General features: G+C 65.0%; 24 protein-coding genes. 4 read left to right on the top strand and 20 right to left on the bottom strand.

From position 1 onward, the window contains the following. Nucleotides 1–26: 26 nt before the first annotated feature. Both nusA and rimP read right to left on the bottom strand, forming a co-directional pair. Entirely contained in the window at nt 27–1,646 is a 1,620-nt protein-coding gene (gene nusA / locus AB4097_RS06430) for a transcription termination factor NusA (protein ID WP_442037781.1), read from the bottom strand. Nucleotides 1,647–1,658: 12 nt separating this feature from the next. Beyond that, nucleotides 1,659–2,288, bottom strand: a complete 630-nt coding sequence (rimP, locus tag AB4097_RS06435) for a ribosome maturation factor RimP (protein ID WP_442037782.1) — start codon at nt 2,286–2,288, stop codon at nt 1,659–1,661. A gap of 244 nt (nt 2,289–2,532) precedes the next feature. On the opposite strand from rimP, the gene AB4097_RS06440 reads away from it, so the two are divergent. From AB4097_RS06440 to AB4097_RS06450, 3 genes are read left to right on the top strand one after another with little or no spacing between them, the layout of a single operon-like run. Continuing rightward, the gene (locus AB4097_RS06440) at nt 2,533–3,531 is read left to right on the top strand and encodes an efflux RND transporter periplasmic adaptor subunit (RefSeq protein WP_442037783.1); all 999 of its coding nucleotides are present in this window, start codon (nt 2,533–2,535) and stop codon (nt 3,529–3,531) included. 1 nt (nt 3,532) lies between these two features. Continuing rightward, complete coding sequence (locus tag AB4097_RS06445) at nt 3,533–4,780, top strand: ABC transporter permease (protein ID WP_442037784.1); 1,248 nt, start codon at nt 3,533–3,535, stop codon at nt 4,778–4,780. After that, nucleotides 4,777–5,478 carry an ABC transporter ATP-binding protein gene (locus tag AB4097_RS06450; RefSeq protein WP_442037785.1) on the top strand — a complete coding sequence of 234 codons (702 nt, stop codon included), beginning with the start codon at nt 4,777–4,779 and terminating at the stop codon, nt 5,476–5,478. Before AB4097_RS06445 ends, AB4097_RS06450 begins: the two co-directional genes overlap by 4 nt. Nucleotides 5,479–5,487: 9 nt before the next feature. Here the strand turns inward: AB4097_RS06450 and trmB are convergent, their stop codons facing one another. The 13 genes from trmB to AB4097_RS06515 all read right to left on the bottom strand — a co-directional run bounded on the left by trmB (nt 5,488) and on the right by AB4097_RS06515 (nt 17,870). Continuing rightward, on the bottom strand, nt 5,488–6,171 hold the full coding sequence (gene trmB / locus AB4097_RS06455; RefSeq protein WP_442037786.1) for a tRNA (guanine(46)-N(7))-methyltransferase TrmB: 684 nt from the start codon (nt 6,169–6,171) through the stop codon (nt 5,488–5,490). A gap of 157 nt (nt 6,172–6,328) precedes the next feature. Then, entirely contained in the window at nt 6,329–7,507 is a 1,179-nt protein-coding gene (gene metK, locus AB4097_RS06460; RefSeq protein WP_442037787.1) for a methionine adenosyltransferase, read from the bottom strand. A gap of 103 nt (nt 7,508–7,610) precedes the next feature. Then, nucleotides 7,611–8,024, bottom strand: coding sequence for a helix-turn-helix domain-containing protein (locus AB4097_RS06465; protein ID WP_442037788.1), 414 nt, complete (start codon nt 8,022–8,024; stop codon nt 7,611–7,613). 49 nt (nt 8,025–8,073) lie between these two features. After that, a complete protein-coding gene (gene lnt, locus AB4097_RS06470; RefSeq protein ID WP_442037789.1) occupies nt 8,074–9,678 on the bottom strand; it encodes an apolipoprotein N-acyltransferase in 1,605 nt (534 codons plus the stop codon). Then, nucleotides 9,675–10,706, bottom strand: coding sequence for a hemolysin family protein (locus tag AB4097_RS06475; protein ID WP_442037790.1), 1,032 nt, complete (start codon nt 10,704–10,706; stop codon nt 9,675–9,677). Before AB4097_RS06475 ends, lnt begins: the two co-directional genes overlap by 4 nt. A 20-nt stretch (nt 10,707–10,726) precedes the next feature. After that, nucleotides 10,727–11,185: an rRNA maturation RNase YbeY gene (ybeY, locus tag AB4097_RS06480; protein WP_442037829.1), complete on the bottom strand. Its 459-nt coding sequence runs from the start codon at nt 11,183–11,185 to the stop codon at nt 10,727–10,729. 14 nt (nt 11,186–11,199) lie between these two features. Next, on the bottom strand, nt 11,200–12,327 hold the full coding sequence (locus AB4097_RS06485; protein ID WP_442037791.1) for a PhoH family protein: 1,128 nt from the start codon (nt 12,325–12,327) through the stop codon (nt 11,200–11,202). Nucleotides 12,328–12,363: 36 nt separating this feature from the next. After that, nucleotides 12,364–13,722 carry a tRNA (N6-isopentenyl adenosine(37)-C2)-methylthiotransferase MiaB gene (gene miaB / locus AB4097_RS06490; RefSeq protein ID WP_442037792.1) on the bottom strand — a complete coding sequence of 453 codons (1,359 nt, stop codon included), beginning with the start codon at nt 13,720–13,722 and terminating at the stop codon, nt 12,364–12,366. Between the two features lie 208 nt (nt 13,723–13,930). Then, nucleotides 13,931–14,932, bottom strand: coding sequence for an adenosine kinase (locus tag AB4097_RS06495; RefSeq protein ID WP_442037793.1), 1,002 nt, complete (start codon nt 14,930–14,932; stop codon nt 13,931–13,933). 71 nt (nt 14,933–15,003) lie between these two features. Beyond that, nucleotides 15,004–15,411, bottom strand: a complete 408-nt coding sequence (locus AB4097_RS06500) for a helix-turn-helix domain-containing protein (protein ID WP_442037794.1) — start codon at nt 15,409–15,411, stop codon at nt 15,004–15,006. Between the two features lie 4 nt (nt 15,412–15,415). Beyond that, entirely contained in the window at nt 15,416–15,985 is a 570-nt protein-coding gene (locus AB4097_RS06505) for a Smr/MutS family protein (RefSeq protein ID WP_442037795.1), read from the bottom strand. Then, complete coding sequence (mltA, locus tag AB4097_RS06510; RefSeq protein WP_442037796.1) at nt 15,982–17,097, bottom strand: murein transglycosylase A; 1,116 nt, start codon at nt 17,095–17,097, stop codon at nt 15,982–15,984. Before mltA ends, AB4097_RS06505 begins: the two co-directional genes overlap by 4 nt. Nucleotides 17,098–17,147: 50 nt before the next feature. Further along, complete coding sequence (locus AB4097_RS06515) at nt 17,148–17,870, bottom strand: Tim44/TimA family putative adaptor protein (protein ID WP_442037797.1); 723 nt, start codon at nt 17,868–17,870, stop codon at nt 17,148–17,150. 262 nt (nt 17,871–18,132) lie between these two features. Here AB4097_RS06515 and secB point away from each other — a divergent pair, with 262 nt between their 5' ends. Next, nucleotides 18,133–18,615 carry a protein-export chaperone SecB gene (secB, locus tag AB4097_RS06520; protein WP_442037798.1) on the top strand — a complete coding sequence of 161 codons (483 nt, stop codon included), beginning with the start codon at nt 18,133–18,135 and terminating at the stop codon, nt 18,613–18,615. 246 nt (nt 18,616–18,861) lie between these two features. Here secB and dnaQ read toward each other — a convergent pair whose 3' ends face one another. From dnaQ to AB4097_RS06545, 5 genes are read right to left on the bottom strand one after another with little or no spacing between them, the layout of a single operon-like run. Then, nucleotides 18,862–19,584, bottom strand: coding sequence for a DNA polymerase III subunit epsilon (gene dnaQ / locus AB4097_RS06525; protein ID WP_442037799.1), 723 nt, complete (start codon nt 19,582–19,584; stop codon nt 18,862–18,864). Between the two features lie 15 nt (nt 19,585–19,599). After that, nucleotides 19,600–20,205, bottom strand: coding sequence for a dephospho-CoA kinase (gene coaE / locus AB4097_RS06530; RefSeq protein WP_442037800.1), 606 nt, complete (start codon nt 20,203–20,205; stop codon nt 19,600–19,602). Further along, nucleotides 20,202–21,050, bottom strand: a complete 849-nt coding sequence (locus AB4097_RS06535) for a shikimate dehydrogenase (protein ID WP_442037801.1) — start codon at nt 21,048–21,050, stop codon at nt 20,202–20,204. Before AB4097_RS06535 ends, coaE begins: the two co-directional genes overlap by 4 nt. A 12-nt stretch (nt 21,051–21,062) precedes the next feature. Next, nucleotides 21,063–21,680, bottom strand: a complete 618-nt coding sequence (locus tag AB4097_RS06540; protein ID WP_442037802.1) for a Maf family protein — start codon at nt 21,678–21,680, stop codon at nt 21,063–21,065. A gap of 4 nt (nt 21,681–21,684) precedes the next feature. Beyond that, nucleotides 21,685–22,515, bottom strand: a complete 831-nt coding sequence (locus tag AB4097_RS06545; RefSeq protein WP_442037803.1) for a pyruvate, water dikinase regulatory protein — start codon at nt 22,513–22,515, stop codon at nt 21,685–21,687. Between the last annotated feature and the right edge of the window lie 163 nt (nt 22,516–22,678).

Raw genomic sequence — 22,678 nt, forward strand, 5'->3', positions numbered from 1 at the left:
GCTGACCTCGCTTTGCCATCGCCGGGTTAAGACGGTTGGGCCTCGGTCTCAGCCTCTTCGGCCGATCCCTCGGTCTCCACCGTCTCTTCCGGCTGTTCGATCCAGCCCGCCTTCACGCGGGCGGCCATGATCATGTTCTCCGCATCGGCGCGGGAGACGTCGAACCCGTCGAGCGCACCCTTGTAGCGGGTGGCTTCCGGGCCGCGGCCCTCGGTCCAGCCGACGAGATCGTCGGTGGCGCAGCCGGCCAGATCCTCGATATTCTTGATGTCGTTCTCGCCGAAGGCGACCAGCATGGCGGTGGTAACGCCGTCGATCTCGGTCAGGTCGTCGGAGACGCCGAGCTCCTTGCGGCGGGTCTCGTTCTCGGCCTCGATACGGGCGAGGTATTCCTGGGCGCGGCTCTGGATCTCGGCGGCGGTATCCTCGTCGAAGCCCTCGATGGAAGCCACTTCGCCGGCGTCCACATAGGCGATTTCCTCAACGGAGCGGAAACCTTCCGAGGCCAGGAGCTGGCCCACCACCTCGTCCACGTCAAGAGCGTTCATGAACAGCTCGGTGCGCTCGGCGAATTCCTTCTGGCGCCGCTCGGATTCCTCGGCCTCGGTCAGGATGTCGATGTCCCAGCCGGTGAGCTGCGAGGCGAGACGCACGTTCTGGCCACGGCGGCCGATGGCGAGCGAGAGCTGGTCGTCGGGCACCACCACCTCGATGCGGTCGGCTTCCTCGTCCAGCACCACCTTGACTACTTCGGCCGGCTGCAGGGCGTTGACGATGAAGGTCGCCTGATCGGGAGACCAGGGAATGATGTCGATCTTCTCGCCCTGCAATTCGCCCACCACCGCCTGGACACGGGAGCCGCGCATGCCGACGCAGGCGCCGACCGGATCGATGGAGGAATCGCGCGAGGTCACGGCGATCTTGGCGCGGGAGCCCGGATCGCGGGCCACGGCCTGCACGGACACGATGCCGTCGTAGATCTCCGGCACCTCGGAGGCGAAGAGCTTCGCCATGAACTGCGGATGGGTGCGCGACAGGAAGATCTGCGGCCCACGGGCCTCTCGGCGCACGTCGAAGAGATAGGCGCGGATGCGGTCGCCCGGGCGGAACGTCTCGCGGGGAATGAGCTCGTCGCGGCGGATGATCGCCTCGCCGCGGCCGAGATCGACGATCACGTTGCCGTACTCGACGCGCTTGACCGCGCCGTTCACGACCTCGCCGATGCGGTCCTTGTATTCCTGGTACTGGCGGTCGCGCTCGGCGTCGCGGACCTTCTGCACGATCACCTGCTTGGCCGACTGTGCCGCGATGCGGCCGAAGTCGAAGGGCGGCAGGGTATCGGCGATCACGTCGCCCACCTGGGCGGCCGGATTGTGGCGGGTCCGGGCCTCGGCGAGGGCGATTTCGCGAGAATCGTTCTCCACCGCGCCGTCGTCGACCACGAGCAGGTGGCGGGCGAGGCGCAGCTCGCCGGTCTTCGAGTTGATCTCGGCATGGATGTCGGTTTCGGCACCGTAGCGGGACCGGGCTGCCTTTGCGATGGCATCCGCCATGGCGTCGAGCACGATCTGCTTATCGATCACCTTTTCGCGCGCGACCGCATCGGCGATCTGCAAGAGTTCCAGCCTGTTGGCACTGATAGCCATCGAGGTCGCTCCTTAATTCGGTTTCTTCTGATCGGTCGGGTCCTGCGGCTCATCGGGCGCATCGACCACATCCGTGTCTTCATCAAGATCGTCCGTAGTCGGCGCCGTTCCGCGGCGCAGCGATTCACGGATCAGTTCGTCGGTCAGAACGAGGTGCGCCTCGCCGATATCCGTCAGGGGAACGCGGGCGATGGGCTCGAGACCTTCCTTAACGTCCGGCAGCTCGATCACGAGCATCCCGTCCTCGACGCCCCGCAGGAGGCCGCGGAAGCGCTTGCGGCCATCCACCGGCGCGGCCATCTCCACCTTCGTATCATAGCCGCTCCAGCGCTCGAAATCGCTGACACGTACGAGCGGACGGTCGATTCCCGGCGAGGAGATTTCCAGGTGATAGGCCGTGGCGATCGGATCCTCAAGGTCGAGAACCGGCGAAATCGCCCGGCTCACGGTCTCGCAATCCGACACCAACATGGTGCCGTCCGGCCTCTCGGCCATGACCTGCACGGTGCATCCGTTCGCGCCGGTGACCCGCACCCGCACGAGATTGAAGCCCAGATCCTCGATCACGGGCTCGACAATGGCCGCCACCCGGGCGGCAACGCCGCTTTCCGTAATCAGTCGCTTGTCGCGTTCGTTTGTCATGGCTCTCCGCACGCTCCGGCGTCCAAGCAACAAAAAAGAGCGGACCCCGGGGGGCCCACTCTCGACTAGCAGCTTGACGCTGCAACCAGAGCTGACGTCGGAGATATACCGATTCTAGTCAAAAAAAGCAAGTGTCCCGTCAGTATTGCCTGAAACCGCCGCGACGCCGATACCTCCGGAAAGCTACGCAGTCGCGGCCAGTCCTACGCTATGATAGGCAAGACCTCCTTCGGAGGACGATGTCTTGAAGATTTCCCGACTTCTTTTCCTCGGGATTGCGTTGCTGGCGGCCGGAGCAGCCTATTGGTATTTCAGCCGGCCGCCCGAGGTAGCCGTCGTTTCTCCGAAACGCGGAGACGCGGCCGAGATCGTCTATGCCACAGGCGTCGTGGAGCCACGCACCTGGGCCAAGGTGGCGCCTCTCCTGCGGGAGCGGATCGTCGAGCTTTGCAATTGCGAGGGCGAATCGGTGGAACGGGGAGCCGTGCTCGCCCGCCTCGACAGCCGGCAGCCGGAAGCCACGCTCGCGGAACTGAAGGCGCGGCAGAAGCTGGCCGCCGCGGATTACGACCGGATTGCCGCCCTGGTCGAGCGCCGGGTCGCCAGTGATCAGGCGCTGGACCGGGCCCGCAGCGAACTCGGTCAGATCCAGGCCCTCATTGCGGGTCAGGAGACACGGCTCGAATCTTACGTCCTGCGGGCTCCCATGAGCGGGGTCGTCCTGCGCCAGGACGGCGAAGTGGGGGAGGTGGCCGAACCGGGGACCGTGCTGTTCTGGGTCGGGGAGCCCAAGCCTCTGCAGATCGAGGCCGACGTGAACGAGGAGGACATTCCCCGGGTCGCCGTCGGTCAGCGGGCGGTCCTCAAGGCAGACGCCTTTCCCGGTCAGGTTCTGGAGGCGAAGGTCGAGTCGATCACGCCGAAGGGTGACCCGGTGGCCAAAACCTACCGGGTCCACCTGGCGCTGCCCGACGATACGCCCCTGCGCATCGGGATGACCGTGGAGGTGAACGTGATCGTGCGCGTCTCTCCCGGAGCGCTTCTCGTCCCCACGAATGCCCTTCGCGGCGGCAGCCTCTTCGTGCTGGACGGCGACGTAGCCCGGAAACGTGACGTCAAAGTCGGTATTCGCGGCGCCAGCAACACGCAGATCCAGCAGGGCCTTGCCGAGTCGGATCGGGTGATCGCGCCTTACCCGGACGGTCTCGCCGACGGGTCGAAGATCATGGAAAAGCGAGGATGACATGCGTCTCATCCTGGAACTCGCCCTGACGCACATCGCCGGTCGCGGTCGGCAGACCATCGTGGCGATCCTCGGTGTGGCCCTCGGGGTCGGCTTCTCCATCGCCATGGCGGCGCTCATGCAGGGCACGGAGAGGGACTTCATTGCCCAGCTCGTGGACACCATGCCTCATGTCCAGATCACCGATGAGCATCGCGCTCCGCGACGGCAACCGGCGGAGGACCTGTTCGCCGCCGCGCAGTTCGAGGGCCTGCGTCCGAAGGAGGATCGACGCGGCATTCTCAATCCCGCGGCCGCTACGGCTTCATTGAGGGCCTGGGTTCCGGGCCGCATGGCACAGAGCCTGCGAACGCAGGGCGTCGTGCGTTATGCTGGCCGCGATGTGGGGGTGACCCTGATCGGAATCGAGCCTGAGATCGAAGCTCGGGTTTCGTCCGTCGCCGGCGATTTCCTCGACGGCAGCTTCGATGCGCTCCGCGCCGGCGGCAACAATATCGTTGTCGGCGATCGTCTCGCGCAGAGGCTTGGCGCCTCGACGGGCACCACGATCCAGGTCGTTGCGCCGACCGGGCAGTCCCGGGGCTTCCGGATCGTCGGGCAGTTTCACACCGGGACCAATGCACGGGACGAAGGCGAGACCTATGTGCTGCTCAAGAATGCGCAGATCCTGAGCGAGCGCCCCAATGCCATCAACGACATTCGCCTGCGCTTGGACGACCCGAATGCGGCGCCGCGGGTCGCCCGTCAGGCGGAGGCCGAGCTCGGCTACAAGGCGGTGCCCTGGCAGGAGGCGAACGAGTCGCTCCTTGAGGCTTTGGTGGTGCGCAACGTGGTGATGTACACGGTGGTGGGTGCGATCCTGCTGGTGGCGGGCTTCGGGATCTTCAACATCATCTCTACCATCACTCATGAGAAGGCGCGCGACATCGCGATCCTGAAATCCCTCGGCTTCACCCAAAGCAATATGCGCCGGCTGTTCCTGATCGAGGGGTTAGCCTTGGGATTCGCCGGCTCGGTGGTCGGCTGGCTCATCGGCCTTCTCCTGTGCTTTGCCCTGTCGCAGGTGGAGTTCAAGCTGTCTGGTGCTGGCGTCGGACACGAAATGACCCGTCTGCCTCTCTTCTGGAGCCCGTGGCACTATGTGATCGCCTCGGCTTTCGCACTCATCTCCGCAGGCGTCGCAGGCTATCTGCCGGCCCGCCAGGCGGCACGGCTGAATCCCGTCGACATCATCCGGGGAGCCACATGACCCTTCTCATCGAGGCCGAGCATCTCACCCGGATCCTGCCTGCAATCGTACCGGTGACCCTGGTGCGCGACGTGTCGATGAGCGTTGGCGAGCAGGAATTCATCGCGGTCACCGGTCCGTCCGGCTCCGGCAAGTCCTCCCTTCTGTATCTTCTCGGCCTGCTGGATCGTCCGACCAGCGGAACCTTGAGGATCGCCGGTCAGGACACATCCGTCCTCGACGATGACGCTCTCGCGCGGCTCAGGCTCGAGATGCTCGGCTTCGTTTTCCAGTTCCACTTCCTGCTGCCGGAATTCACGATCCTGAGGAATGTGGAACTGCCCATGCGAAAGGCAGGGCGGCTGTCATCGGCAGAGATGTACGAGCGGGCCGCAATCCTGCTGGAGGATCTCGGCCTGGCCGGCCATCTGGATAAGCGGCCGGACCAGCTTTCCGGCGGCCAACGCCAGAGGGTCGCGGTGGCTCGCGCTCTCGCCAACGATCCTCATGTGGTTCTGGCCGATGAGCCGACCGGCAGCCTCGACAGCAAGAATTCCGAGCAGGTTTTCGCCATCCTGCGCGATCTCGTGCGCAAGCACGGCAAGACGGTCATCGCCGTCACGCATGACATGGACATCGCCTCTCGGGTGGACCGTCGCATTCATCTCGTCGATGGCAAGGTGGTGAGCGACGAGCGTATGGCCCAAGCGACGGCCTGAACGGTTGTCTCAGACCCGTAGGAAGGTCAGATAGCTCGGCACCCGGCCTTCCCGGATGGCCTTGGCCTCGTAGCGCGTACCTGGCCAGCCTTCGTAGGGCTTGCGCCAATCTTCGGCGCGGGTGGCGGTCCAGCGGAAATGGGGCGAACGCAGGGCCCGGGCGAGGACCCAGCCGATGTAATCGTCGATGTCGCTGGCAAAGCGCAGCTCGGCGCCCGGCTTCATCACCCGTGCGAGACCCTCGAGGGTCTCGTCCGAGACGAGGCGGCGCTTGCGCTGGCGGCGCTTGGGCCAGGGATCGGGATAGAGGATGTAGACCCGGTCGAAGGAGCCATCGGGCAGGGTCGGGAGCAGGTCGGTGACGTCATCGTCCCAGACGCGAACATTGTCGAGGCGCTCCTGCTCGATCACGGCGAGAAGCTTCGCCATGCCGTTCACGAAGGGCTCGCAGCCGATGAAGTTAACGTCGCGATGCACCCTCGCCTGGGCGGCGAGATGCTCGCCTCCGCCGAAACCGATCTCGAGCCAGGTTTCCCGCGCCTGAGGATCGGGAAACCGACCGGAGGGCGCACCTCCCGGAACCACACGGATCGCTGGCAGAAGCTTCTGGACCAGCTCGTCCTGGCCGGAGCGGAGCTTCTTGCCTTTCCGGCGTCCGAAGAAGGCGCCGGCCCGTTCCGATGCTTCGCTCATGGGACAGATGCTCCTGAAGAAGGCACGATGTGCTGGTGATCAACCCGGCCATCTGGCGCCGGTTCATGCATTGAGAGCCGGTCCTCCTTCCGGGGAACCGGCTCTCTAAGATTTAGGGCTTGGTGTGGCCGACCGCGGTGAGCCGGCCCGTAAGGGCTTAGCGGAAGGCCGCCTTGAGGCCCTCGGCGAGATCCGTGCGCTCCCAGGAGAAGCCGCCGTCGGTATCCGGCTTGCGGCCGAAATGGCCATAGGCCGAGGTGCGGGCATAGATCGGCCGGTTGAGGCCGAGATGCGTGCGAATGCCGCGGGGGGAGAGGTCCATGGCGTCCATGAGGACGGCCTCCAGCTTGCCCTCGTCCACCTTGCCGGTGCCATGCAGGTCCACATAGATCGACAGGGGCTTGGCCACGCCGATCGCATAGGAAAGCTGCAGGGTGCAGTTCTCGGCAAGGCCTGCCGCCACCACGTTCTTGGCGAGGTAGCGCGCGGCATAGGCGGCCGAACGGTCCACCTTGGTCGGGTCCTTGCCCGAGAAGGCGCCGCCGCCGTGAGGCGCCGCACCGCCATAGGTGTCGACGATGATCTTGCGGCCGGTGAGGCCGCAATCGCCGTCGGGCCCGCCGATCACGAACTTGCCCGTGGGGTTCACGTGCCAGATGGTCTGGGCCGAGATCCAGCCTTCGGGCAGGGTCCGGCGGATATGGGGCTCGACGATGGCGCGCACGTCTTCGGAGGAGAGGTTTTCGTCCAGGTGCTGGGTGGAAAGAACGATCTGGGTTGCCGCGACGGGCTTGCCGTTCTCGTAGCGCAGCGTGACCTGGCTCTTGGCGTCCGGGCCGAGCTTGGCCGCGTCGCCCGTCTTGCCCTTGCGGGCGGCCGTCAGGTTCTCGAGGATCTTGTGGGCGTAATAGATGGGCGCCGGCATGAGATCGGGGGTCTCGGTGCAGGCATAGCCGAACATGATGCCCTGGTCGCCCGCGCCCTCGTCCTTGTTGCCGGCCGCATCGACGCCCTGGGCGATATGCGCCGACTGGGCATGGAGATAAACCGAGACGTCTGCGGTCTTCCAGTGGAAGCCTTCCTGCTCGTAGCCGATGTCCTTGATGGCGTCGCGAGCAAGCTCGGTCACCTTGTCCTTGGTGATGGAATCGGGGCCGCGCACCTCACCGGCGATGACGACGCGGTTGGTGGTGGCCAGCGTCTCGCAGGCCACGCGGGCCTCCGGCTCGGCTGCCAGATAGGCATCGACAACGGCATCGGAGATCCGGTCGCAGACCTTGTCCGGATGACCTTCGGAAACGGATTCGCTCGTGAAAAGGTAGCTTGAACGCCGCACGGTGGAATTCCTTCAGGCAATAAATCTGGTGCCCGCGGTCAGCCACAGGCTTCAAAACATGCTCATGCCGTAGGCTGAAAGAAAGGTCAAGCGAACGTGTTCTTTATGACGAACGCTCTACCTCTTCTTGGGCAGCGAGCGCATTGACCAGCTGAACGATGCTTTTGCGGACTTTTGGACTTTTGATGCTTGCGAAGGTCCGGACGAGATGCAGGCCTTCGGGGGTCGACATCATATCGGCCACATAGCTTGGGGTGCTGCTTTCGGCGAAGCCGGAGTCGGCCTTGCCGCTCCTGATACCATCGAAGAAGAAATCGATGTCAACATTGAGGATCTTGGCGATGTCGACGAGACGGGCAACGCTGATCCGATTCATGCCCTTTTCGTATTTTTGGACCTGCTGAAAGGTAAGGCCAAGCATGTCGCCTAGTTTTTCCTGGCTCATACCCATCGAAACACGGCGCATGCGCACCCGGCTTCCGATTTCCTTGTCGATGCTGCCCGTCGATTTCTTCATTTTGGCCTGTCCCCTTGCCGGCAAAGACACACAGTCGAGGCAGAATTACTTAGTTTAAGGTTGATTTGCGCCTGCGACGTGCAATCAGGAGGATTAAGCAGATCGTAAGCATGGCCGTCAAAGAAAACCTGCCCGCCTGCCTATAAAGAGTAAGGGGTCCAGCAACTGGAAGAGATGTATCAATCACCCCTTCAACTCCCAATGGAAGATTGTCGACAATCCGACCAAACGGGTCGATGACGGCCGAGATTCCCGTATTGGCTGCTCTCACCAACGGGAGGCCTTCCTCGACTGCCCGCAGGCGCGCTTGAGCGAAATGCTGGTAGGGCCCGGGCGTCTGCCCGAACCAGGCATCGTTGGTCACGTTCAGGATCAGATTCGGCCTGGGTCCCTCGGCGACGACCTCTCCGGGAAAGATCGCCTCGTAGCAGATCGTCGCGGCAACCGGCGGCAGACCCGGGATGGACAGCGTCGCGCGCTGCTCGCTCGGCTCGAAGCCGCCGGGAATATGAACGAACTGGCGAAGACCCGCGGCTTTGATCAAGGTGTCGAGAAATTTCGGCACATACTCGCCGAACGGGACCAGATGGACCTTGTCGTAAGAGCCAAGGATCGTGCCCTTCTCGTCGATCACCTGAATGGCATTGTAGAACTTGCCCACCGCCTCGCCGGGCAGGGGGTCGTCCATGCGGGCGGCGCCCGTGATCAGCGTGGAGCCGGGTCCGAGGAGCGTGGCGATCTGCGCCAGGGAGGCGGGATCGCGATGGAGCAGGAACGGAAAGGCTGATTCCGGCCAAACGATGTGGGTCGGTGCAGCGGCCTTTCCGTCCCGGCTGGGACTTGCGCTCAAGGCCAGGTAGCGCCGCATGATGGCATCCCGGTTGCGCGGGTTGAACTTGGCGTCCTGCGGCAGGTTGGGCTGCATGATGCGCAGGCGCACGTCCTCGACCCGCACCGAAGCCTCCGACGGGATGCGCCAAGCACCAAAGGCCGCAAGGCCGAGAAGCAGGCCCGCTGCGATGCCCGGGGCCGTCCAGCGGGCGCGCATCGTTCTTCCCGTGGGCAGGACGGCGGGTGCGGCACAGATGGCGATGCTCAGGAGGGTCAGGCCGTAGAGCCCCACCAGCGAAGCGGATTGCAACAGCCAGAGGTTCTGACCGAGAGCCATCCCGGGGTTGTTCCAGGGAAAGCCGGTGAAGAGATGGCCGCGCAGCCATTCGCTGACCGTCAGGCCGAAGGAGAGGGCGAGGATGCGCCAAGCGTCGGGAAACCAGAACACGCGGGAGAGCGCGAAACCGAAGGCAGGGAAGAAGGCAAGCAGGGCAGGCAGTCCTAGGACGCCGAAAGGCATGGCCCAGGCGAACTGGTCCGCCTCCACGAGGAAGGCTGCGCCGAGCCACCACAGCCCGGCGACAAAATACCCGAAGCCCCAGAACCAGCCGAGGAAGGCGGCCGATCTGAACGGCGCCCAGCGGGAGGGGCCATCCTTGATGGTGCCGTCCAGGAGCCATACCGCAGGCGCGAGGGAGAGAACCAAAGCGGGCAGGATGCCGAAAGGCGGCATGGCCAGGGCTCCGACAGCCCCGGCCGCAAAGGCCGTCAGCCAGCGGCGCCATCCTCTTGCGAAGATGACGCGATCAGCCAGATGCATCATTCCGCAGCGGCGCTTTCAGGGCGCGGGGCGCTCGCCTGGCTGTCTCCGGACTCCACCTCGGGAGCAAAGGTGCGGCGATGGACGCGCAGCCGCTTCACGCGCCGCGGATCGGCGTCGAGAACTTCGAATTCCAGACCCGATGGACCCTCGATCACCTCGCTGCGGGACGGAACTCGGCCGGCGAGCGTCACGATGAAGCCCCCGATGGTGTCGATGTCTTCGGCGCCCTCTTCCTCGGTCAGGTCGAGGCCCAGCACATCCTTGACCTCGTCGAGGCTCGCGCGGGCATCGGCGATGAAGGTGCCGTCGGCCCCCGGCACGATGGTGAGGGTCGCATCCTCGTCGTGCTCGTCCTCGATGTCGCCCACCACCATCTCGACCAGATCTTCGATGGACACGAGACCGTCGGTGCCGCCGTACTCGTCGATGACCAGGGCCATATGCGTGCGGGTGGCCTGCATGCGCACCAGAAGGTCGATGGCCGGCATGGAGCGCGGCACGAACAGGACCGGGCGCAGGATGTTGGCGGAGGAGAGCGCCATCGACAGGTCGATCTGCCCGAGGCTCGGCAGGGGAGCTTCATCGCTCGATCCGGCCTCAGAAGCGCCGCCATCGGCCCGCATGGCGATGAAATCGAGAAAATCGCGGATGTGGACCATCCCCTTGGGATCGTCCAGGGTCTCGCCATAGACCGGCAGGCGGGAGTGGCCGGCCGTGCGGAACAGGCTCAGGAGTTCGCCGAGATTGGTGTCCGCCGCCACCGCCACGATGTCGGCGCGGGGCACCATCACATCCTCCACCCGGATCCGGTGGAAGGAGAGCACGTTCTTGAGCATCGCCCGCTCCTGGGGCGAGAAATCCGTATCCTCGACGGTTTCAGCGAGGACGTCCTCAAGATCGTGACGAATGGAGTCACGGGGTTTCAGGCCGAGACGGGTCAGGACCCGGTCGTACCAGTGGTCGCGTGTGTCGTCTGTCTCGGTCGGGGTTCGGACAGGTCGGTCGCTACGACTTCGATCTTCGTTCATTGCTTTGGGTTGTCAGCCGTTCATGCTGCCATATCGCGATAGGGATCGGCGATGCCAAGGGTGGCGAGCGCCTTTACCTCAAGACCTTCCATGATTTCCGCCTCCGACTCGACCTCGTGGTCGTAGCCGAGGAGGTGCAGGACACCATGGACGATCAAATGGGCAAAATGGTGCGAGAGCTCCTTGGATTCCTCCTGGGATTCGCGCACCAGCGTTTCATAGGCTAAAGCAATGTCGCCCAAATGGCGAGGGCCGTTTGAGCCCGGCTGCTCGGGCGCCGGGAAGGAGAGCACGTTGGTGGGCTTGTCCTTGCCCCGCCAGGTCCGGTTCAATTCCTGGATCTGGGCGTCGTCGGCGAGCATGACGCTCGCCTCGAACTCGCCGTCGGCTTCATAGGTGACGGACAGGGCAGCCTCGGCCGCCCTCTGCGCCAGGGCCTCCGCGTCCTCGAGACAGTCCCAATCGCCTGCCTCGATCATGATGTCGAGCGTGATCACGGTCTGCGGTCCCGATAATCCTGTCGCGGCGGCTCCGCCGGCGCCTCGCGGGCGGCCTTGTCATAGGCTGTCACGATGCGGCGCACGAGATCGTGGCGCACCACGTCGGCTTCCTTGAAGGTCACGCGCGCGATGCCCTCGACCCCTTGCAGGATCCGCACCGCCTCGACCAAGCCGGATTTCTGGCCCGGCGGCAGGTCGATCTGCGTCGGGTCGCCGGTGATGATCATGCGCGAGCCTTCGCCGAGTCGCGTTAGAAACATCTTCATCTGCATCGACGTGGTGTTCTGCGCCTCGTCGAGCAGCACCAGGGCATTGGTGAGCGTGCGCCCGCGCATGAAGGCGAGCGGCGCGATCTCGATCATGCCGGTCTGCAGGCCCCGATCCACATGGCGCGCTTCCATGAAATCGTAAAGCGCGTCGTAGATCGGGCGAAGGTACGGATCGACCTTCTCGCGCATGTCGCCGGGCAGGAAGCCGAGGCGCTCGCCTGCTTCGACCGCAGGGCGGGAAATGATCAGGCGGTCGACCTGGCCCTGTTCCAGGAGCGAAACCGCATAGCCCACCGCAAGCCAGGTCTTGCCGGTGCCGGCCGGGCCCTCGGCAAAGACGAGCTCGTTGGTCTTGAGCGCCTTGATATAGGTGTTCTGCGAAGCATTGCGGGCCCGGACCGGCCCGCGCCTGCGGGTGGAGATCTGGTCGAAGGATGTGAGCCCCGCGGCCGGCTGCTCTTCGGCAGCCGGGAAGAGGCTGCCCTGCAGGGTGCTCTCCTCGATGGCGCCATCCACGTCGCCCGGCCCGAGCGCTCCGCCCTGGCGGGCGCGCTCGTAGAGCCCTTCCAGAACCCGGCGCGCCATCTCGGAACCCTCAGGCGTGCCCTTGACGGTGACCCGGTTGCCGTTGGCAATGGCTGTCACGTTCAGGCGCCGTTCCAGATGGGCGAGGTTCTGGTCATATTGTCCGAAGACGAGGCTGGCGAGGCGGTTGTCGTCGAAGGTGAGAACGATCTCCGCCTCCTCCACGACGCCGGGGTGCAAGCTGGTGGCGTTTCGTCCCTTGGCTCGTGCGGTCGCGTTGTCCGCTGGACTCAAATGCCTCTCCTCTGAATGTTGGCCGCAAGACATGCGGCCAACGGATATGGGGTCTCGCGAGGTCGGAGACTAGGCTGCCGCTTGGCTGCCGGATCCGACCCATTCTCCGAACAGGCTGTTGGAACCGGCCTGCGTGATCCGCACCGTCACGATCTCACCGACGGCATGGCGGTCGGTCTCGATCTGCACGGCCTGCAGATAAGGCGACTTGCCTGCCATCTGGCCCGGATGACGACCCGGCTTCTCCAAGAGAACGTCGAGGGTTTGCCCCACGGTTCCGTGGTTGAAGGCCTGCCGCTGCATTTCCAGCAGATTCTGAAGCCGGGCCAGACGCTCGGCCTTGACGGCCTCGGGCACCTGGGCGTCGATATCCGCCGCCGGGGTGCCGGGGCGGGGGCTGTACTTGAACGAGAAGGAGCTGGCGAAGCCCACATCGGCCACGAGCCGCATGGTCTCCTCGAACTCCGCATCCGTCTCGCCCGGAAAACCGACGATGAAGTCGGACGAAAGGGCGAGCCGGGGCTGGGCCAGGCGGATGCGCTCGATCAGGCGGCGGTACTCGTCGCCCGTGTGCTTGCGGTTCATCACATCGAGGATGCGGTCGGAGCCGGACTGCACCGGCAGGTGCAGATAGGGCATCACGGCGGGCAGGTCCCGATGGGCCGCGATCAGCTCCTCGTCCATGTCGCGCGGATGGCTGGTGGTGTAGCGAAGCCGGGCGATGCCCGGCACCTCGGCCAGACGGTGGAGCAGGCGGCCCAGTGACCAGATGGAGCCGTCGGGACCCTCGCCGTGATAGGCGTTCACGTTCTGGCCGATCAGCGTCAGCTCCCGCACCCCCGCATCGGCGAGGCGCAGGGCCTCGTCGAGGATCTTGGCGACGGGGCGCGAGACTTCCGCACCGCGGGTATAGGGCACCACGCAGAAGGTGCAGAACTTGTCGCAGCCTTCCTGGATGGTGAGGAAGGCCGACACGCCACGGCTCCGGGTCTTGGCCTTGGAAGGGGCGGGGAGGTGGTCGAACTTGTCCTCGATGGGGAATTCCGTGTCGACGATCCGGTCCGTGCGCGACTTCTTCAGGAGTGCAGGCAGGTTGTGGTAGTTCTGCGGGCCGACCACCACGTCGACGGCGGGCGCCCGTCGCAGGATCTCCTTACCCTCGGCCTGCGCGACGCAGCCAGCCACCACGACCCTGATATCCCGTCCTGCTGCCTCGTGCTCCTGCTTCATCTCGCGCACCCGGCCGAGCTCGGAATAGACCTTCTCGGCGGCCTTCTCGCGGATGTGGCAGGTGTTGAGGATGACGAGGTCCGCCTCCTCCATGGCCTTGGTCTCGGAATAGCCTTCCGTTGCCAGCATGTCCGCCATGCGCTCGGCATCGTAGACGTTCATCTGGCAGCCGTAGGATTTGACGAAGACTTTTTTCACGAGGTGGCCTGCTGCTTGCAATCGGGCGGGGGAGGATGGAGGCCTTTTAAGCCTTTTATGCGTGCAAGAGAATAGCGGCGGTTTGGCTCAAACGCCGGTTGATCCTGGGGTGTTACCGGAACGACGCGGCAGAAGCCGGGATCGGCTGCTGGATATGGCTCTTCTTCCTCACCTGCCCGGGTGAGGAAGAAGAGCGTAAGGTTCGGACTTACCCCAAAAGTCCTTCCTGCTGCGCCAGCTCGCGCAGGTTCGCCTGCGGGCGGGCGCCCAGGTGGCTGATGATCTCGGCGGCGGCGAGGCCTCCAAGGCGGGCGCAATCGGTGAGCTCGAGGTTGTTCACGAGGCCGGCGAGGAAGCCCGAGGCGAAGAGGTCGCCCGCGCCCGTGGTGTCGACGACGCGCTCGACCGGGAAGGCCGGCACGGCCTTGGTCTCGCCGCGGGTCACGATCAGCGCGCCGTCCGCCGAGCGGGTGACGGCGCCGAGCACGTTCTCTTCGCGCAGCGCAGCCAGGGCAGTATCGGCATCCGAGGTCCCGTAGAGGCTCTGCAGCTCGTGGATGTTGGCGAAGAGGATGTCGAGGCTGCCGTCGCGCATGAGTCCAAGGAACTCGTCACGGTAGCGATCGACGCAGAAGGCGTCCGACAGGGTGAGCGCCACCTTGTTGCCGGCCTCGTGGGCGATCTTCACGGCCTTGCGGAAGGCTTCCTTGGCGGCCGGCGGATCCCAGAGATAGCCTTCGAGATAGACGATGGATGAGGCGCGCACCGTCTCCGGGTTCACGTCGTCGGGCGTGAGGTTCTGACAGGCGCCCAGATAGGTGTTCATGGTGCGCTCGCCATCCGGCGTCACCAGGATGAAGCTGCGCGCCGTGGCCGGGCCGTCTTGCGCCGGCTTCACGTCGTAATGGACGTCGATGGCCTTGAGGTCGTGGGCGAAGAGCTTGCCCGTCTCGTCGTTCTTGACCTTGCCGATGAAGCCGGCCTTCACGCCTAGAGAAGCGACGCCCGCCGCCGTGTTGGCCCCTGAGCCGCCCGACACGATGATCGCCGGGCCCATGTCGCCGTAGAGCTCCTCGGCACGGGCCTCGTCGATAAGCTGCATGGCGCCCTTGTGCACCTTCTTCTGAAGCAGGAAGGCCTCGTCCGTATGGGCGAGCACGTCAACGATGGCGTTGCCGAGGGTGAGGACGTCGATGCGGGTCTGGGACATGAGCCACCGGGGTTATGAAATGACGGGGCGCTTTCGCATCCACCGCCTCGGCGGTCAAGGCTCGTGTCGTTTCAGACGGCGTCCTGCACCGCCTGGATCGGCACGGGCAAACGCCTCTCGCGGGTCTGAGCCCTGTCGAGAACCGCCAGCATGTCCTCGAGCTCGCTCTCGGACAGGGAGCGGATCTCGCGGGCGAGACGGTTGGCCAGCAGGGTCGCCTTCGGATCGCTGCCTGACGTATCGATCTTCACCTTGGGGTCGGAAAGGTCAGCGAGGCGGGTGAGTTCGTCGGCCTCGTCCCAGATGATGTGGAAATATTGCAGGACGCCCTGGATAAGGGCCCAGGTGGGCTTGCCGCGCTCGCCGCGCTCCAGGGCCGACAGATAGGCGCTCGACACGCCGAGATGGGCGGCCATGTCCTTCAACATCCGCCCGCGCTCCTGGCGCAGCTGCCGCACCCGTTCGCCGAAGGGGGTCATCTGATCATCCCGCGCCCCGCCGGCGGCGGAGCCTGACATAGATTGCACCGGATCCGCCATGCTGGGGAGAGGCCTCCTCGAAGCCGATCACCACATGGCGCAGGTCAGGCAGGCGCAGCCAATGGGGAACCATGCGCCGCAGCACACCCCGTTCCTCGAACAGGCCGCCGGCAACCGCCGCGCCACCCTTGCCGGTGATCACGAGAACGAGGCCATAATCTGAGCTTTGCGCCCGATGCAGGAAGCGCAGGAGGGCGAAATGGGCCTCTTCCTGGCGCATCCCGTGCAGGTCGATGACGCTGTCCACATCCTTGCGGCCCCGGCGCAGGGCCTGAAGGGTCTTGCGTTCAACCGGGGCGAGCGGGGGCAGGGCAGGCTTGGCCTGAGGCGGGAGGGGGGGCAGAACGACGGCGGGAGCCGCGACCTGCGGAGCAGGCGCCGTGGCAGGCTTGTCCTCGGGTTCCGGCTCAGGCGGAAGGCGCTTGCCCTTCATGGGCTTGACGTGCCTTGCCACATGAGACCAGAGCCGCTTCTCCTCGGAGCTGAGCTGGCGGGTACGGCTTCTCTTGGTCATGAGCGGGGTTTGGGCTGCAGAACCACGAATCGCACGGCATGGCGGAGGAGACCGGCGCGCCGTCCCGCCTCCTCGCCGCTGCCGAAGAAGAAATCGCCCCGCGCCGGGCCGACGATGGCCGAGCCCGTGTCCTGGGCGATCATCAGCCGCTGCAAGGGCTCGACCGTGTCAAGAGATAAGGGCAATTCTCCGTCGAGCCAGACGGGCAGGCCATAGGCCCACAGGGACCGGTCCACAGCCAGGCTCCGGCCGGGCACGAGCGGGGTACCGGCGCCACCGATGGGACCATCCTCGGGCGCAAGCTCGCCCGCCTCGCGGAAGAAGATGTAGGATTGGTTCTGCCGCATCAGGGCCTTGGCCGTCTCCGGATGATCCGTCAGCCAGCCCATGAGCTTTTCCAGCGTCATGGCCTCCAGGACCATCTCGCCCTGCTGGACGAGAAGGCGGCCGATGGAGGTGTAAGGTCGGCCGTTGCGCCCGGCATAGGCCACGCGCATCACCGAACCGTCCTCGAGGCGGATGCGGGCCGAACCCTGGACATGGATGATGAAGGCCTCGCCCGGCTCACGCAGATAGACGATGGGCTTGGTGAGCGTCCCCAAGGCTCCATCCTCGATGGCGGCGCGGTCGGGATAGGGCTCGTAGCCGTCGTTGGTGCGCCGAGCCGCCTGGAGGCCCTTGTCGAGGCCGGGCAGGGTTTCGCCCTGCGGGATCGTGACGAGATCGTCAGGCCGGTCGAGCAGGGGGACCCGATAGGTGGCGTCGGGCGTGCGCGAGCCCTGGAATTCAGGCTCGTAATAGCCAGTGAGGAAACCGCCACCGGAAAAGGGCCTGACAGCAAGAGGCTGAAAATGCGTTTCGAAGAAACGCTTGGCCTCGGTCCGGCCGAGACCCGGCGTCTTCAAGGCCTCGCGGCAGACGGCCAGGAGATCCGCTTGCGGCGCCTGGGCCGGGCGCAGCTCCGCGGAACTGGCTTCAAGGGCGCGGCAGGAGCGCAGAAAGGCCTGGAACGCAGCTCCGTGATCGTCCGCCTCCCAGCCCGCCAGATTCTGGAAGGGCAGGGGCTTGAGACGCGCCTGATCGGCCAGCGCCGATGCTGCGCCAGTGGCCATGGTCAGCGCCCAGACGAGAGAGCAAGCGAGGAGGGCCCACCCGGCATGCTTCATTGCCCCGCTTCGGTCGCCACGAGCTGCCAGTTGGGATCGCGGTTTCCGAGGGCGCGGGCGAAGGTCCACACGTCGGTGACGTCGGCGACGGTCTCGGGGCTGCCGTCGACCACGGTGCCGGAGGCATCCCGGGTCGCCGTGATGAGCTTGGAGAGGAAGCGCACCACGATCTGGGCCGTCTTGCCCTGGAGCTCGGCTCCGGCCATCTCGGCCTTGTCGATGGACACGAAGGTGGTCTCCACCGTCTCGCCCCGGCGCTCGCGCTCGGTGATCGCCCGCTCGAAGCCTTCATAAACCTCCTTGGCGAGAAGATCCTTGAGGGTCTTCCGGTCGCCCTGCGCGAAGGCGGTCACGATCATCTCATAGGCCGACTTGGCGCCTTCCAGGAACTCGGCCGCATCGAAGCCCGGCTCGACGCGGGCAATGCCGTCGAGGGCCTGGGCGGTGGGCGTGCCGGGCTCGGCGATCCCTTTCCAGCGCTCGGCCGGGGGAACCTCGGCGGCAGGGCGAGCTCCGTTGGCGCCGGGCAGACGCACCACATTGTGATCTGGCTCGGCCGGTGCATTGCCCGGACGCAGGGGAGCATCCCGGCGCGACATCGGGTCGAAAGGCGGTTGCTCGTTGCCGGTCTTCTGTCCCAGGACGGAGCGCAGACGCCAGATCACGAAAACGGCGAGTACGATAAAAATGAGGGTCGTGATGTCGAAGGAATCCTGCATCGTCGATCCGTTGTGAGCCTGCCCGAGCCCGGGTGTCGCCGGGCGTTGTATGGAGGAGGCGAAGGTGTCATCCTTCGCATATGGGGTCTTGAGGTCGTAACATCCACCTCTGCCCCCGACAAGCGAATGAGTCGGCTGAAATCTTGCTTCATGTCGGAGAAGCTGATAGCGCGAAGATCCATGGCCCGAAGCGAGCCGGCGCTTTGCCTGACGACGTGTTTCGTCCGGGCCCGACAAGACACCCCTGAGGGAGCATGAACCTATGGCCGAGAACCCGGCAAACAACGGAGCGCCCGCGCTCAACGCCCTTGCGCAGTACTGCAAGGACTTTTCCTTCGAGAACCCCAACGCCCCGCGGTCCCTGCAGCAGCAGTCGGAAGGCCCGCAGATCAACCTGCAGGTCAACGTGAACGCCAAGCAGCTCGCGGAGGCCGATTTCGAGGTCGACCTGACCCTCGAGGGCGATGCCAAGATCGGCGGCAAGGATGTGCTGTTCGCCTTCGAGCTGACCTATTCGGGCGTGTTCCGGATCCAGAACATCCCGCAGGAACAGCTGCACCCGGTGGTGATGATCGAGTGCCCGCGCCTGCTGTTCCCCTTCGCCCGCCAGATCGTGGCCGACGCGGTGCGCAACGGCGGCTTCCCGCCCCTCTACATCGACCCGATCGACTTCGTCGCCCTCTATCGCCAGCGCGCCTCCGAGGTGCAGGCTCAGCAGAACGGCGACGGCCAGACGCTGTCGTAAGCGTTCGAACCATCGAGGTTTTTTGAATCGGGCGAGGCGGCTTCCGTCTCGCCCGATTTTTTATGCACAGGGCGGCTCGACGAGAGGCTGGCCATTCACCGTCTTCGTCATCACCGGGCTCGTCCCGGTGATCTCGATCGAAAAGGCGCGGCGCTTTATCGAAGCGTCATGGCCGGCACAAGGCCGGCCATGACGTCGCAACGGTCGGTCGTCTCTCTGAGGACCAGGGTCGAAGCCGGGTTCAGATCAGGAAGACGCCTCCGGCGTCGGCTCGCCGAGATATTCGCGCCAGAGGGCATTGGGGCCGAGCTGCTGAATGAAGGCTTCGTGGGCCGCGCGCTCGGCCTCGGTCAGGCGCGAGATCAGGGTGCGGGGACGCGCATCGCGAGCCGCCGCAGCTTGGCGGGCCGCGCTCGACCGGGCGGCAGGCTGGAGCGAGAGGTCGAAACCGACCTGCCGGCCGCCGATCAGCTCGATATAGACTTCTGCCAGGATCTCCGCGTCGAGAAGCGCCCCGTGCTTGGTGCGCCTGGAATTGTCGATCCCGTAGCGCGAGCAGAGGGCATCTAGGTTGTTCGCCGCGCCCGGATGCTTGCGCCGGGCCATCGAGAGCGTGTCGATCGCGTCGGGCAGGTTGAAGGGCGGGTGTCCGGTGCGGGCGAATTCCGCGTTGAGGAAGCCGATATCGAAGGCGGCGTTGTGAATGACGAGCCGCGCATCGCGGACGAACTCGGCGAATTCATCGGCGATGGCGGCGAAGACCGGCTTGTCCTTGAGGAACTCGTCGGAGAGCCCGTGGACCGCGAAGGCACCGGGCGAAACCGGGCATTGGGGATTGATGTAGACGTGATAGCTCTTGCCTGTCGGGATATGGTTGAGCAGCTCCACGCAGCCGATTTCGATCACCCGGTCGCCGTTGGCGTGACTGGTGCCGGTGGTTTCGGTATCGAGAACGATTTCACGCAACATCAGAAAAACTCTTCATCAAAAACGGTGACGCCATCCGGGCCGGCCGGCGAGACAAGCGAGGATCGACCGCACCTGCGCCTCGGCGGAGGCAAAGCCGCGGCTGGTATCGACCAGAAAATGGGCGCGGGCACGCTTATCGGCATCCGGCATCTGCTTGGCCAGGATGGCACGAAATTTTTCATCCGTCATGCCGGGGCGAGCCATGACGCGGTCGCGCTGAACGGAAGCCGGCGCGGTGACCGCCAGAACCGCATCGCAACGTGTCTCGCCTGCAGTCTCGAACAGGAGAGGGATGTCCAGGACGGCGATTGACGACAGAGCCGACACTCTCTGGAGAAAGCTTTCCTCCTCCTCACGCACCAAAGGATGCACGATGGCCTCGAGCTGCTTCATGCGCTCCTGGTTGCCGAGAACCATGGCGCCGAGCTTCGCCCTGTCGACGGCGCCACCCGCGACGGTGCCCGGAAAAGCCTTCTCGATCAGCGGTGCGGCGCGGCCATGATAGAGCTTGTGCACGGTAGCGTCGGCATCGTGAACCGGCACGCCGAGCCTGCGGAAGAGATCGGCGGTGGCCGATTTTCCCATGCCGATGGAGCCGGTGAGGCCGAGAACGAAGGTCATCGGGGGCCCTCGATATCGGCCAGGATCAGTGCCCGCAGCTCGGGCGTGACCTCCGGGGTGACGCCGAACCAGCGCCGAAAGCCGGGCACGGCCTGATGCAACAGCATGCCCAAGCCGTCGACGGTTCTCAGGTCCTGGGCGGCTGCGGCAGCCAGGAGCGGCGTCTCAAGCGGAACATAGACGATGTCCGCCACGGCCGTATTGCGCGGCGCCCGGGACAGATCGAGCGTGAGGGGAGGCTGGCCCGCCATGCCGAGCGACGTGGTGTTGACGATGAGCTGGGCATGCGGGATGACGCGCCCGAGGGCTTCCCACGCCGAGGTCTCAAGGGCGACAGAACTACCGGGTCTCAGGTCGCGCACCAGGTCTTCGGCATTCGACAGGGTGCGGTTCGCCACGAGGATTCGCTTCAGCGGCCGATCCTGGAGGCCCGCCACCACGGCACGCGCTGCCCCACCGGCGCCGAGCACGAGAGCGGTGTCCACATCTTGTTCCCAGCCTTTCCTCAGGCTCGCATCGAGATGGGCCATGAAGCCGATGACGTCCGTGTTGTCTCCCCAGAGCATGTTGTCCTCGAACCAGAGGGTGTTCACGGCTCCGACACGCTCGGCCCGTTCCGTCCGACGCTCGACACTCAGGAAAGCCATTTCCTTGTGCGGAATGGTAACGTTGCCGCCGGCAAAGCCCTGCGACCGGAAGTCCTTCAGAAATTCCCCGAACTTCACAGGCGCCACGTCGATGCGCTCATAGGAGCCGTCGAGCCCGTATTGCTTCAGCCAGTAGCCGTGAATCAGCGGCGAGCGGGAATGCTTGATCGGATGGCCGACGACGAAGGCCTTCGTCATGACGTCAAATCCTTAAAGGGCAAGGCTGCCGAGACGGCGCAAGGAGGCGAGAAGGGGAAGGAGAGGGAGCCCCAGAATGGTCGAATGGTCTCCCTCGACCGTCTCGAAGAGATGAATGCCGAAACCTTCCAGCTGGTAAACGCCGACGCTTTTGAGAACGTCCGGCCCCGCCAAGTCGAGATAGAGATCGATCGCCTGCTCGGTCAGGGGCCGCATGGTGAGATGGGCGCTCGCGGCAAAGTGCTCGATCACCTGCCCGCCGATCGCGATGGCACCGGCCGAATGCAGGGCGTGACGGCGGCCCGACAGGGCCATCAGATGGGATTTGGCCGTATCGCGACCCACAGGCTTGTGAAACACCGCGCCTTCGCATTCGAGAACCTGATCGGCCCCGAGCACGACCCGTTCCGGATGGCGGCGACTGACCGCGAGGGCCTTTTCCGCCGCGAGCCGCCCGGCAAGCGCCGGCGGATCGAGCGCCTCATGGCCTGCCGCATCCTCGATGGCCCGCTCGTCGATGCCGGAATCCTGAGTCTCGACGGGAAGCCCCGCGCTCACGAGCAGGGCGAGCCGGGTCGCGCTCGTGGAGGCGAGGAGGAGCTTTTCGGCATGGGTCCAGAGCACGGGCATGGATCTATTCTGCAATGAAGCGCAGACGATGATCGCGATAATGATCGATGATCGCCGCCGCCGTCTCCTCGATGGAGCGGCGGGTCACGTCGATCACCGGCCAGCCGTTGCGAGCGAAGAGCCGCCGCGAGGCGGCGAGCTCCTCGGCCACGGCATCACGGTCCACATAGGAGGTGTCGTCATCGGCGTTGAGACTGAGCAGCCGGTTCTGCCGGATCTGCACGATGCGTTCGGGGGTCGCCACGAGGCCGACGATCAGCGCTTTCTTCGCTGTTTCGAGAACCGTCGGCGGCGGCACGCCTGGGACGAGAGGAATATTCGCCGTCTTCAGGCCGCGATTGGCGAGATAGACGGCCGTCGGTGTCTTCGAGGTGCGGCTCACGCCCACCAGGATCACGTCCGCGTCGTCGAGATCATGCGGCAGATGCCCGTCGTCGTGCAGGAGCGTGAAGTTCATCGCATCGATGCGCTTGAAATATTCCGCGTTCAGCATGTGCTGCGCGCCGGGCCGGGCGGTCGAATGGGTGCCGAGATAGGAGGAGAGCAGGGCATGAACAGGCTCCAGCACGGAGAGATGCGGCGAGCCCGTATTGCGACAGACCTCCTCGAGCCGTTGCGCCAGATCCTGCTCCACCAGGGTATAGAGCACGATGCCCGGCGCCGTCTCGATCTCGCTGATCACGCGCTCCAGCTGCGTGTTGGAGCGCACGAGCGGATAGACATGCTCGATGGCGGCCACCCCCTCGTATTGCGCCACCACGGCACGGGCCACGGTGATGAGCGTTTCGCCGGTGGAATCCGAGACGAGATGAAGATGGAAATAGCTGCGTCCCACGGCGGATCCTCTCCACGATAAGGAGTCGATGAATGTGGATAAAACCCTTAGGTCCGAAGGTCCAGCCGAGGGGCCTGTGGGATTCGTCTCGATCCATCAACAAGGCTCATCCTTGTGCGAGTCTCAAACAACCGATTTGGGAGAATCCGGCACGAATCAGGCC

Origin of the sequence: Microvirga sp. 2MCAF35 (assembly GCF_052115545.1) — a bacterium.
Lineage (GTDB): Bacteria > Pseudomonadota > Alphaproteobacteria > Rhizobiales > Beijerinckiaceae > Microvirga.